11 protein-coding genes are annotated in these 13,331 nt (G+C 38.4%); 1 reads left to right on the top strand and 10 read right to left on the bottom strand.

Features of this window, described 5'->3' with window-relative positions:
• Positions 1-56 precede the first annotated feature (56 nt).
• From smpB to opp3b, 8 genes are all read right to left on the bottom strand, one after another.
• Positions 57-530, bottom strand: coding sequence for an SsrA-binding protein SmpB (gene smpB / locus AC973_RS06075; protein WP_048728644.1), 474 nt, complete (start codon positions 528-530; stop codon positions 57-59).
• A gap of 28 nt (positions 531-558) precedes the next feature.
• A complete protein-coding gene (gene rnr / locus AC973_RS06070; protein WP_048728639.1) occupies positions 559-3,075 on the bottom strand; it encodes a ribonuclease R in 2,517 nt (838 codons plus the stop codon).
• A 4-nt stretch (positions 3,076-3,079) separates the two neighbouring features.
• Positions 3,080-3,838: an alpha/beta hydrolase gene (locus AC973_RS06065; protein WP_048728629.1), complete on the bottom strand. Its 759-nt coding sequence runs from the start codon at positions 3,836-3,838 to the stop codon at positions 3,080-3,082.
• 158 nt (positions 3,839-3,996) lie between these two features.
• Entirely contained in the window at positions 3,997-4,230 is a 234-nt protein-coding gene (gene secG, locus AC973_RS06060; RefSeq protein WP_003143098.1) for a preprotein translocase subunit SecG, read from the bottom strand.
• Positions 4,231-4,335: 105 nt separating this feature from the next.
• On the bottom strand, positions 4,336-5,277 hold the full coding sequence (locus tag AC973_RS06055) for an ABC transporter ATP-binding protein (protein ID WP_107069904.1): 942 nt from the start codon (positions 5,275-5,277) through the stop codon (positions 4,336-4,338).
• Positions 5,270-6,451 (bottom strand): ABC transporter ATP-binding protein, encoded by a 1,182-nt coding sequence (locus AC973_RS06050; protein WP_048728618.1) that lies wholly within the window; start codon positions 6,449-6,451, stop codon positions 5,270-5,272. Before AC973_RS06050 ends, AC973_RS06055 begins: the two co-directional genes overlap by 8 nt.
• A gap of 14 nt (positions 6,452-6,465) precedes the next feature.
• Positions 6,466-7,506 (bottom strand): oligopeptide ABC transporter permease, encoded by a 1,041-nt coding sequence (opp3C, locus tag AC973_RS06045; protein ID WP_039935894.1) that lies wholly within the window; start codon positions 7,504-7,506, stop codon positions 6,466-6,468.
• A 1-nt stretch (position 7,507) separates the two neighbouring features.
• Positions 7,508-8,452 (bottom strand): oligopeptide ABC transporter permease, encoded by a 945-nt coding sequence (opp3b, locus tag AC973_RS06040; RefSeq protein WP_048728616.1) that lies wholly within the window; start codon positions 8,450-8,452, stop codon positions 7,508-7,510.
• A gap of 130 nt (positions 8,453-8,582) precedes the next feature.
• Here opp3b and AC973_RS06035 point away from each other — a divergent pair, with 130 nt between their 5' ends.
• On the top strand, positions 8,583-8,888 hold the full coding sequence (locus tag AC973_RS06035) for a DUF3899 domain-containing protein (RefSeq protein ID WP_225968943.1): 306 nt from the start codon (positions 8,583-8,585) through the stop codon (positions 8,886-8,888).
• 414 nt (positions 8,889-9,302) lie between these two features.
• On the opposite strand, the gene AC973_RS06030 is transcribed toward AC973_RS06035, so the two are convergent.
• Together AC973_RS06030 and AC973_RS06025 are read right to left on the bottom strand one after the other, a co-directional pair.
• Positions 9,303-10,976: a peptide ABC transporter substrate-binding protein gene (locus AC973_RS06030; protein ID WP_048728613.1), complete on the bottom strand. Its 1,674-nt coding sequence runs from the start codon at positions 10,974-10,976 to the stop codon at positions 9,303-9,305.
• Between the two features lie 197 nt (positions 10,977-11,173).
• The gene (locus AC973_RS06025; RefSeq protein WP_048728609.1) at positions 11,174-12,814 is read right to left on the bottom strand and encodes a peptide ABC transporter substrate-binding protein; all 1,641 of its coding nucleotides are present in this window, start codon (positions 12,812-12,814) and stop codon (positions 11,174-11,176) included.
• Between the last annotated feature and the right edge of the window lie 517 nt (positions 12,815-13,331).

Raw genomic sequence — 13,331 nt, 5'->3', positions numbered from 1 at the left:
AAAAACGTATTCGTGTGCTTTAAAATTATTTACCAACACTATTTGTAAAAGAACCATTATAATTTCAATGCTCGTTGCGCTTCTCGTTTCATATCTTTCTCTTTTAAAGCACGACGTTTGTCATATTTTTTCTTACCTTCAGCTACACCTAATAGCACTTTTGCGTAACCGCGCTTAATATAAACTTTTAGTGGCACTAGGGTATGACCTTCCCTTTGTGTCTCTTTTAGTAACTTATTAATTTCAGCTTTCTTCAATAAAAGTTTACGTGGGCGTAGTGGGTCATGGTTAAACATGTTCCCCTGCTCAAATTCGGAAATATGGACATTGTACATCCAGACTTCTCCGCGATCGATTCTTGCGAACCCATCTTTTAAATTCAAGCGTGATTGGCGGACAGATTTAATTTCAGTCCCTGTTAGGACCACACCACACTCGATTGTATCTAAAATCGTAAAATCATGATTGGCTTTTCGATTACGTGCAACGACGTTATCGTCATTTTTCTGCACTTTCTTGCCTTTTGCCATTTAGTCACCTTCTAACTGTTCAAATCTTTTATTTGCGTTTACTTTGACGAATGACAAAGCTCCGTTTCTGATTTGATTTTTTACTCTTACTATTGCTATTTTGCTTATTATTTTGTCCTTGACCGCCAGCTTTGCCGTTCTGTGGCTTGCTACCGGACTTTTTACTCTTCTGACCAGGTCTACCTGTGTGCTTGTTCTTATTCTCCTTATGAGACTTGCTAGCACTAGATTGGTCATTTCGGCGGTTGCCACCATTCGATTCTTTATCTTGTTGACGTCTACGGCTTCTATTGTTACCTTTACGGCCTTTATTATTGCCTCGTCCACCTTTACGGTTATCTTGACGCTGTAAACTAGTTGATTCACCGTTATCTTCACTCTTCACAATGACAAAATCGATGTCACGTGTATCTGTGTTAACATCCATAACTTTAACAGTCACTCTGTCCCCAATACGGTAAGTTTTACCAGTATGCTCCCCAATCATCACTAACTGGCTATCTACAAAGTTGTAGTAATCGTCTTTTAGCATAGAAATATGGACTAAACCTTCAACTGTATTTGGTAATTCAACGAATAAACCAAAACCAGTAACCGACGAAATGATTCCTTCAAATTCCATGCCAATTTTATCCAGCATAAATTCTGTTTTCTTCAAGCTATCCGTTTCACGTTCAGCATCCACACTACGACGTTCCATCTTGGAAGAATGTTCTGCTATATCAGATAATTTCATCTTCATCTTCTCTTGTTTGTCTGCATTTGGACGTGCATGACTTTCATAGAAGTGAATTAAACGATGAACAATCAAGTCTGGGTAACGACGGATTGGTGATGTGAAGTGAGTGTAATCTTCAGCCGCCAAACCATAATGGCCGATTGGTTCAATATCATATTTCGCCTGTTTCATCGAACGCAGTAACATCATGGATACAACCGGTTGGAAAGTCGCTCCTTCAACCTCACGCAAGACATTTTGAATATCTTTTGGACGAATAGAAGATTTTGTCCCTTGTGGCACAATACCAAAGGCCGTCACAAATTCTAAGAAACGTTGCATTCTATCTTCATCCGGTTGCTCATGGACACGGTAGATGAATGGCAATACTTTCCTTGTAAAGTGGCCGGCAACTGTCTCGTTGGCTGATAACATGAACGATTCAATCATCCGCTCCCCAACGCCACGATCAAGCATTTCAATCGCTGTGGGATGACCTTCACCATCAACTATAATTTTCGCTTCACGAGAATCAAAGTCAATGGCACCACGGCTAACACGTTTATTGTATAAAATCTCATGTAAGGCAGCCATATTTTCCAACATATCAGTGATCTCACTGTATTTTTCCCGTAATGCTGGATCATTATCTGTGATAATGGCATTCACATCTGAATAAGTCATTCGGTAATCTGAGTGGATAATTGACGGATGGATATCATAATCAATAATACCGCCGTTATGGTCAATTTCCATGATAGCTGTCATTGTTAAGCGGTCCACATTTGGATGTAATGAACAAATACCATTAGATAAACGTTGCGGTAACATTGGGACTACGCGGTCTGTTAGATAAACTGACGTCCCGCGTTCATAGGCTTCTTTATCCATAGCTGAATCTTCTGTCACATAATAAGACACGTCAGCAATATGAACGCCTAATTGAAAGTTCCCGTTTGGCAATTTACTTAATGAGATGGCATCATCCAAGTCTTTTGCATCTGCCCCATCAATTGTAATAGTCAACAAGTCACGATGGTCCTTACGTCCTTTTAAGTCATCATTTGAGATGGTTTCAGGCACTTCATTGGCATGATCTAAAACTTCATTAGGGAATTCATGCGGAATTTCAAACATGTTTAAAATGGCAAGGATATCTACACCTGGCTCGTCTTTATGACCGATTTGTTGGATGACGTTACCCACAACTGCAAATGGGTGTTGGTCATCTGGATAATCCACTAATTCGACAACAACGATTTCACCTTCTACTGGATGTAATCCGTCTGGTTTTACCAAGGCGGTTAAATTGTCTAAACCATGGTTTTGCGGTTTCACGCTACCGATAAAACCTGTTGACGCTTTATCATTATCGTTAAAGGGCGTAAACTCACCTGTAAGACGTGTCGTATGGCGGACTAATACTTCAGCGATTTCACCTTCAGCTGACTTGTCATTGGCAGGATGAGCTTCTCTGGTGATTTTTACTCGCACTTCATCACTTTGCAAGGCACCATTGGTTTTGCCTTTACCGATGAAAATGTCTTTTTCAAGTTCATCAGTTTTGACGAAACCAAATCCACGTGCATTCTGGGTAAATACCCCTGTATAAGTGGCTTTGTCTTGTTTGATACTTAAGCTACCGTTGCTTGTAATGGCAATGTCACCAGCTTGCTCTAATTTAGCGAGGGTTTTCACCAAATCGGCAAAATCGTCTGCTTGGTCATAAGACAAAGCTTGGCTTAAAGTTTGTGCTGTGTAATTTTCTTCTGAACTCGCCAACTCGGCAAGGATTTCTTTTTTCATATAATTAATTTTTCTACTCACTATTTCACTCCCAATTTAGGTTGGTTAAATATTCTATTACTGTGTCTTCAAATTCGTGGTGGTATTTACCGACTGTGATTACATGCCTTGCTGAATTAAAGGTATTTAAATAAACGGGTGCAGTGGTAATGGCATCTGCAAACTGCTCTCCAGCGGTTGGGTCAACTAATTCATCTTGACCAGAAGCTGCAATGTAGATTGGCACTTTCAATTCATCTAGTCGTGCGCTTAAGTCACGGTTCATGGCATGAACACCGGTAAGGGTTGTATGTAATTGTTGGGCTACTTTGTTGTCCGACTGGTTAATTTCTGCTTCGGTCTTACCAGCGTATTTTTGGACTTTTCGGGCATAGGTCATAAATGATGTTGGTACATTGGAATCAGTAATAGCTTGATCTGTGACAATAGGTGTATTAAATACGCCCCCACCAATTGCCGGATTATTTAAAATCACGGAGATAGCCACTGTACCACCTAATGACAAGCCAAAAACTGCCATCTGCTTATAGCCTTTTTCAAGCATAAAATCGTAGGCATCTTGACCGTCTTGTAACCATGCAACTGGATTGTCTTCCTTAATTAAATCGAAGACGTCCATAGTGCCATGTCCTGTTAAATGAGGTGCATAAACAGTGTAACCTTCACGATTTAACCGACGTCCCAACATCCGCACGTCGTTCGAAGTACCTGTAAAGGCGTGGAAAAGGATTACTGCCCTTTCATCACCTTCAAAGAAAAATGGTTCTGGTAATTTTGCTTGCATGCATATCCACTCTCAATCTTACTATATTATCATAATTTATACATAATGACTTCGCTATTCCATTGTAAGTTTTATTCGCTTTTAAATCAATTAATTGCATTGTCATCAGCAAACGTAAGGCATAAAAATAGCGGTCCCCTAGCAGAACCGCCCAAATGTTATGAAGATAAGTTTGCTAATAGTAAGGCAATCACCATAAAGGCTACACCTAAGATGATTGTAAATCGATTTAAAACAGCTTCAAATCCGCGTGCTTTTTTCTTTTTACCAAACATTGCATCGCCACCACCAGTTAAGTTACTTGCACTGTTTCCTTTAGAAGGTTGTGCAACAACTACTAGAATTAGTAAAAAGGCGATAATAATTAGAATGGTTAATAATATATTATACAAAAGATACCCCTCCGTTTTAATGTCCTAGTTATTCTACCATAAGTATGGTTGACATACAATTGTGGGCAAATAAAAAAGGCGACCGAAGTCACCTTTTCTATTTGATTATTCGCCTTGGTTTGCACGCATTTCTTTATATAATTCAACTTCATTTGGTGAACAGTATACAAAGTGGTTTGGTGCGATTTCAACCATTGTTTCGTCACCTTTGAAAGGTTCATGGTTGTAACTAATACGTTGGCGGTTGCGTTCGTAGATTGGATCTGGCAAAGGAATTGCAGATAAAAGACTCTTCGTATAAGGGTGTAGACCGTGGTAATACAATTCGTCAGCATCAGCAAGTTCTACTATTTTACCCATATACATTACGGCAATACGGTCAGAAATGTATTTCACCATTGAAAGGTCATGGGCGATGAATAGGAATGTTAAGCCAAAGTCCTTTTGTAATTCTTCAAGCAAGTTGACTACTTGGGCTTGAATCGATACGTCAAGGGCTGAAATTGGCTCATCCGCTACAATCATTTTTGGTGCCACTGCAAGTGCACGTGCAATCCCGATACGTTGACGTTGTCCACCAGAGAACTCATGTGGGTAACGGGTAGCATGCTGTGGGTTTAACCCAACTTGCTCTAGTAAATCAGCGACTTTCGCTTTACGTTCAGTTTTTGTCTTCACTAAACCGTGAATTTCTAGACCTTCAGCAATAATGTCTTCAACCTTCATACGAGGGTTTAAAGATGCATACGGATCTTGGAAAATCATTTGGATATCTTTACGGAAATCTAACATATCACGTCGATTTTTTAATGAAGCAATATCTTTATCTTCAAAAATGATTTCACCTGAAGTTGGTTGGTATAAACGCATAACAGCACGTCCGGTAGTTGTTTTACCAGAACCAGACTCACCAACTAAGCCAAATGTTTCACCTTTGAAAATGTCAAAAGAGATATCGTCAATGGCGCGTACTTCACCTTTTGAGCCTTCATTGAAGTATTGTTTTAAATTTCTGACTTTTAAAATTGGTTCTTGCTCATTAGCCAATTGCGTCATCTCCTTCCCTATCTACTCCACCTGTTGCAATCACACCTTCAGTATCTGCTGATGTAACCACTGCAGTATGATTATCTAACTCAGCTCGAGGTGCACCATCGTTGTAGCCTTCTGGCACGATACCTTTTGATAGACTTTCGTAGATTTTGTGACGACGTTGAATTTCAGCTGGCTCTTCTACTGCTGGCGCATCTGGGTGTAATAGCCAGGTTGCAGCGGCATGTGTTGGCGATACTTGGAACAACGGTGGTTCTTCCTCGTAATCAATTTCCATCGCGTATTCAGAACGTAAGGCAAAGGCGTCACCTTTTGGCGGATCCAATAAGTCTGGTGGTGTACCAGGGATTGAAACCAATTTACCTGCAGTATCTAATGTTGGCATTGAACCGATTAGCCCCCATGTATAAGGATGTTGTGGGTTGAAGAAGATTTCGTCCACATCACCGTATTCAACGATTTTACCAGCGTACATAACGGCCACACGGTCAGCAACGTTTGCAACAACACCCAAGTCATGTGTGATGAAAATGATTGATGTATCAATTTTATCTTGTAATTCTTTCATTAATTCAAGAATTTGTGCTTGTATGGTTACGTCTAAAGCCGTTGTTGGCTCATCCGCAATTAAGACACGCGGGTTACATGCCAAGGCAATCGCAATAACGATACGTTGACGTTGTCCACCTGAGAATTGGTGTGGATAATGGTCCATACGTTCGTGTGCTTTTGGAATACCTACTAATTCTAGTAATTCTTCCGCTCTTGCATAGGCTTCTTTTTTAGATTTATTTTGGTGTAAGATAATCGGTTCAGCAATTTGCTTACCAATTTTCATTGTAGGGTTTAATGAAGTCATCGGATCTTGGAAGATCATGGCGATATCTTTACCACGAATACCTTGCATCTCTTTTTCAGATTTCTTCAATAAGTCTTCGCCGTTAAAAAGGATTTGACCACCTTTAACATCAGCGTTATTGGCTAATAAACGCATTACGGTACGAACGGTTACAGATTTACCTGATCCAGACTCACCTACGATTGCTAACGTTTCCCCATGTTTCAAGTCAAAGTTCACTTTACGAATGGCTTGAACATCACCAGAATACGTTTTGAAATTAATTTCTAAGTCTTTTACTTCTAAAATGTTTTCTGTTTTATTACTCAATTCTGCTCAACTCCTTAATCATTCGTTTTTGGATCTAGAGCATCGCGCAAACCATTTGCTAACATGTTGAATGCAATCATGACGATACAGATTACACCCGCTGGGTACCACATTAAATGAGGCAAGAATCTAAATGTCTTGTACCCATCATTGATTAATGTACCTAGAGAAGCATTTGGTGCTGGAATACCTAAACCGATGAAACTCAAGAACGCTTCGAAGAAAATCGCAGACGGAATTGAGAATACTGTTTGGATAATAATGATACCTGACAGGTTAGGTAAGATGTGACGGAAAGAAATTTTCCATGCAGATTCACCTAAAGAGCGGGCAGCCAAGATGTACTCTTGGTTTTTAATTTTCATTGTTTGCGCACGAATTACACGAGCCATTGAAATCCACTCTGTAATTGCTAATGCAATGATGATTGACATGATACCTGGTTGTAATACTAATAACATTAGGATTACGATAACCAAGTTCGGTACACCTGATAGGATTTCTAAGAAACGCATCATGATGTTGTCAATACGACCACCATTCCAACCCGAAATAATACCGTAAGGTACACCGATTACTAAGTTGAATAAGGCGGCCATCATACCGATAAATAGCGATACACGTGTACCGTATAAGACACGTGATAATAAGTCACGTCCTAAAGCGTCAGTACCTAAGTAGTAGTAAACGCCCTCTGGTACATTATTGGTAGCGTATTGGTCAATAGCTGTTCCGGCTACTTCTGATTTACCATCAAACCAAGCAAAGTTTTCCAATCCAGGAATCTTTGGTGGTAGGTTGGCAAAGGCTACGTTTTGCGCATTTGGATCTGCAGGTGCAATCACTGGCGCCAAGATAGCAAGAATGACGATAATGATCAATACCACTAGGGATACAATCGCTACTTTATTTTTCTTTAAACGACGCCAAGAATCTTGAAGGAAGTTCAATGATTCTCCAGCAATTTGCTCACGTTCAGCGACGTGGTCATGTTGCGTAGCTGGGCGGAATTTGTCAGCTGCAATTGATTTATATGATTGATTGTTTTCAGCCATCTTATTCCCCTCCTTCATTACTTACACGAATACGTGGGTCTACGATACCGTATAACACATCTACAATTAATAACATTAACACTAACATGAATGAGTAAAGAATTGTGATACCCATGATTGTTGGATAGTCATTTGTTTGGATTGATTTAACGAATTGCTCACCAATACCAGGAATTGCGTAAATGTTTTCTACTACCATTGAACCTGTCATCAAGGCAACTGTTAATGGCCCTAATAATGTTAATAATGGAATTAAGGCATTACGTACACCATGTTTGAAAGCTACGGCTGTTTTGCTTAAACCTTTCGCCCGCGCTAATTCAATATAGTCTGAATTCAATACGTCGACCATTTCGGTACGGATGAAACGACTCGAATCGGCTAATGGCGAAATGGCCAATGCTAATGTCGGTAAGACTGTTGCTGCAAATGAACCGTTCCATAAAGCGATTGGGAACCAACCTAGTTGTACGGCAAATACTAGTTGTAGTAATACCGCGAAAACGAAGTTAGGAATTGAACGACCCAAGATAGCCACGAATGTAGCAGTAGAGTCAATCCAAGTATTCTTGTACATAGCTGAAATAACACCTAGTATGATACCAAATGATGTACCGAACAAGATTGCTTGACCACCCAATTGTAATGACGGTCCAATACGGCTACTTAATAAGTCAGTAACTGGTGTATTTGAGAATTGGAAAGATACACCTAAATCACCTGTAAAAATACCTAACATGTAACGTGCGTATTGGACGATCACTGGATCATTCAAACCATATCGTTCGTTCATAATAATGATTTGTTCCGCAGATAACCGGTCCTCATTTTGGAAAGGTGTACCTGGAAGCAGTTTCATTAAGAAAAATGTAATTGTTGCAATTAGAAATATTGTTAAGAACATATAAAATACTCTTCGAAGTAGATATTTGTAATACGATTTCAAATTGCTTCACCTCCTATATTGTGTTAAATTATTGACATATCTGAAAGGATTTGATCTATCAATGATTTATAAACGTTGGAAAAGCATCCTTTTGCTTTTTGCCACGATACCGTTCATTATATCAATTTTTTTGCAAGAAGGTATCACTTTATTTTACTTGAGCAATAGCTACTTTTACTTGTCAGCGCCCTTTTTAATCCTCGGTTTATTCGGATTAATCTTTAAAGACGGGACTTTTGACCTGTTTCAGTACAGTTGGCGTAAGTGGAAACCAAGTGTTTTCTCACAAAATAATTCAAAAAATGATGATGACTCAGAAAGAAATGTACAAAATTTGTCCCAATCAATTGGCAACTGGTACATCGGCTTCCTAAAAATCGGTGGCAGCTTATTAGCAATAAGTTTAATCTTCCTAATCGCCTATTACATTATATAGAATTACCCGGGGTGGACCAAATTATCCGCCCTTTTTATGATATGTTATACTAGTTATCATTACCATGAAACATTATATTCCTAATCATGTTATTTTTCTTACCTAACTTCTAGTAAGCAAAACCCTATCAACCCACCTTCAATTTGGTCTTAATCTGCGGTTAAGGCCTTTTTATTACCCACTTAGTACTGCCGGGATTCATAAGCCTAACTCACCTTAAAACGCAAATAAATCCATTTGGTGACATATCTAGAATTTTTTGTATTTTAGTCAATCTCTTAGAAATATTCACCAAAAGCAGTACAAATTCTAACACAATTATCATTTAGCGTCAACATTCCTCACATATCATAATAAAAACAACCCGCCAAGGCTTGGCGGGTTGTTTCAATAAGTTCCAAATGTCAGCTGAAATTATTCTGCTGTTGTTTTTGAAGCCCATTTGAATGAAGTTGATGCACCAACTTGGTGGTGAACAACGCCTTCAACTGTTGGTTGCTCTAAGTAAGCACCGTAACGTTGGTACAATGGTGCGATACCAGCTTCTTCTAAAATTAAAGACTCAGCTGCGACTAAATCGCTCCAACGTTTATCTAAGTCTTCAGTTTCATCTGATGCAGCTTGGATTAACGCATCGTACTCTTCATTTGAGTAACCAGAATTATTATTATTTCCATCAGTTACGAATAATTCTAAGTAGTTAATTGGGTCAGCATAGTCAGCACCCCAACCTGCGATTTGTAAATCGTAGTCTTGACTGTTATTAGCTGCTACACGATTTTTGAACGGAACTGAAACAATTTGTACTTGTAAACCTGGTAGGTTTGTTTGCAATTGTCCTTGGATATATTCAGCTGAACGTTTCGCATTTTCTGAATCATCTACTAATAATTCAAGTGTAATTGAGTCAGTACCTAACTCCTCTAAACCAGCATTGAAAGCTTCTTGAGCAGCTTCTACATCATAGTCAACAAATCCTGTACCTTCAGTTGAATCTTCACGGAAGTCAACATCTGTTGATGGGTTACTTGCTAATCCTTCTGGTACTAAGTAGTCAGCAGGTAGCGAGCCATTTTGTAACACTTGGTCTGCAAATGATTGTTTATCAATCGCTTGTGAGATACCACGACGAATATTTGTATTCGCTAATGGTGTTTCTTCACCGTTACGTTCTTGGTTCATCTTGATAAAGAACACTGTCGATTCAGGCGCATTATCCATGTTTGGATCACCTTCACGAGCCGCTACATATTCACCAGATACTGTAGTATAGTCAATTTCGCCAGAATCAAATAGGTTTAATGCAGTTGAAGTTTCTTTAAGTACTTGGTATTTAACTGTATCTAACTGAACATTATCTGCATCCCAGTAGTTATCATTTTTCTCTAATGACCAGTTCAAGTTTGTACCATCCCAACCAGATAAGGCAAATGGTCCATTATATAAAACTGTATCTGAGTTTGTTGCATAGCTTTCACCTTGTTCTTCTACAAAAGCTTGGTTAAGTGGGTAGAATGGTGCCATTGATAGTATACCTTCCAAATATGGCACAGGTTTCGCATATGTTACTTCTAATGTTTTATCATCAACCGCAACAGCACCTAATTCTGAAGGTTCCATTTCGCCAGCGATGATTTCAGTTGCATTTTGGATGATACCGTCCGCTAAGTATGAGTATGGCGCTGCTGTATCAGGATCAACTAATCGTTGCCATGCATATACAAAGTCATTAGCTGTTACAGGGTCCCCATTTGACCATGTAGCATCTTCTTTAATTTTGTATGTGTATACAGAACCGTCTTCAGAAATTTCCGGTTCGCCGTCTAATACACCAGCTTCATATTCACCTTCAGCATTTTGACGGTATAAACCTTCATTAACGTTGTTCATCATATCAAATGAAACTGTATCTGTAACCATTGTCGTATCCATTGTTGGTAATTCAGAAGTTGTCGTCCAGTTCAATACTTGTTCGCTTTCGCCAGAACCATTTGAACCTGAATTGTCACTTCCATTACCACAGGCCGCTAGCACTAAACCTGATAAACCAATCACTGCAAGTGATTTAAATAAACTTTTTCTTTCCATAAGAACATCCTCCATATTTAAGCAAATTGCTTAATTAGATATTTATTACAACATGGAGACAATTTACTAGATTTTGAATACGTTGTCAATCTTTTCTTCTCATTATTTTCATGAAATATTCATAATCCCCTCATAAATAAAGACAACCGTTGAAATTTTATCTACGGTTGTCTTGTCACTTGTTCAATTATTGTATTTTATTCTGCACTAATTAAAGTGGCAGTACGTAAGTCAAATTCGTTGCCTACCGATCTGAAAGTGATACCTTCTAAGTTAGGATTTCTTAATTGTGTTTCTACCTCTTGGTATAACGGAATCCATGCCGCATCTTCTGTTAATACCTCTTGGGCAGCAACAAAGTTTTCCCAACGTGCTACTGGATCATTGGCATTTTCACCTTTAGCAGCAGTAATTTCTGCATCATAAGCTTCGTTTGAATAGTCCCCACGGTTGTATGGGCCATCGGTTTCAAATAATTCAAAGAAGTTGATACCATCTGCAAAGTCAGCTGCCCAACCTGTAATAACTAAATCATAATCACGTGCATCTTCCTGGCTTAGACGGTTTTTCTTAGGTACATTTTGCAATGTTAAAGTGACACCTGGTAAGTTATTTGCAATTTGTCCTTGGATATACTCAGCTGTTGTTTTACTTTTCTCGTCATCATCACCTAATAGGTTCAGTGTTAATGTTTCAACACCTAACTCATCTTGTGCTAATGCCCAAAGTCTAGCTGCTTCTTCTGGATCATATTTATCTTCAATTGCAACTTCAGAGACAAAATCTTCTTCCGTTTCTGGGTTAAAGATAAAGTTTTCAGGTACAAATGTAGATACAGGGTTTGATCCATCACCGATTACATTAGTTGCCAACTCTTCGTTGTTGATTGCATAGTCGATCGCTTCCCGAAGATTTTTATTTTGGAATACTTCGTTATTATAGTTGAAGGCTACCCAGTAGTTTCTCGCTTTCGCTTGTTGTACAGCGTCTTCATGATTTAGATATTGCTTAGCTAATTCTCCTGTTAATAATGAGTTATCAACGTCACCTGCTTCAAATAAGTTGACGTTTGTCGAAACTTCTTTGATAACTTGAACATCTACTTCATCAATGGCAATTTTATCAGCATTATAGTAGTCTTCATTTTTCACTAACGACCAAGTTAAACCTGTACCATCCCAGTCAGTCATAGTAAATGGACCAGAGAAAACAAGACTTTCTGAATCAGTACCGTATGCATCCCCTGCTTCTTCAACGAAAGCTTGGTTTTGTGGATATAATGGCGTGAAAGCTAATAAGTTTTCAATATATGGAATTGGTGTTTCTAAACGAATTTCAATAGTATAATCGTCTAAAGCTTCAACACCTAATTCTTCAACCGCTTGATCACCATTCAAAACACCTTCAGCATTTTCAAATCCTGCTAGTAAGTATGAGTATGGTGCCGCCGTATCTGGATTAGCTAAACGTTGAATTGCATATACAAAATCGTGAGCTGTAATTTGATCACCATTTGACCAAGTTGCGTCTTCGCGCATTTTGATTGTATAAGTTAATCCATCTTCAGAAACCTCTGGCAATGATTCAGCCAAGGCTGGTTGGATTTCATTTACATCATTTTCCCAATATAAACCCTCTTGAACATGTCCAATATAGTTAGCACTATTCATATCTGTTACTAATACTGAGTCCATTGTAGCAATTTCAGTTGGTGCCACATAATTGACTACCGCACTTGCTTCCCCATTTGCAGCTTCAGTATTCCCCCCATTACTACCACAAGCACCTAATAAAGCCGCAGTTGCTAGCGTAACCAAAAAACTTTTCTTTATCTTCATAGAAATCTCCCACTTCTAACATATTTTTAATATAAATATCATTTTATCTCATTATTTTATTATGTCAATGGTATCAAACTATAATTTTTGTCAGTAAAAACAATCACGCACAAATTTTTAAAATTTTCTGCAACTTTGTATGCGCGATTTTCATTTAAGTTGAAGTTGACGAAGACAAAAAAAAAGGGTTCTATAATAGATAGTGTTGGTGAGATTTCATGTTGAATCTCATTGACACTATTTTTGTGTACGCAAAAAGGACATAATATCCTTAATGCATGTAAACTACGACGAATACAGAAAGAAGGAAAGATCATGTCCCATACATCTATTATAAAAAAAACTCTGCGGTATTTTCGACAATAATATCGATATTACAATACCAAAATATATGCATCTGTTGCCACTTGAAAAGTATCATGAAATAAATCATTTCGTTTTACATGGAGTTCTTACATACAAGCCTAAGGCTTGTATGCACTGTGGTGTAAAGAATACTGGTAATCAAGATATCATC

It is taken from the genome of Carnobacterium sp. 1290_CSPC (assembly GCF_001053265.1).
Classification (GTDB): domain Bacteria; phylum Bacillota; class Bacilli; order Lactobacillales; family Aerococcaceae; genus Aerococcus; species Aerococcus urinaeequi.
This window is presented reverse-complemented; position numbering and strand designations above follow the sequence as displayed.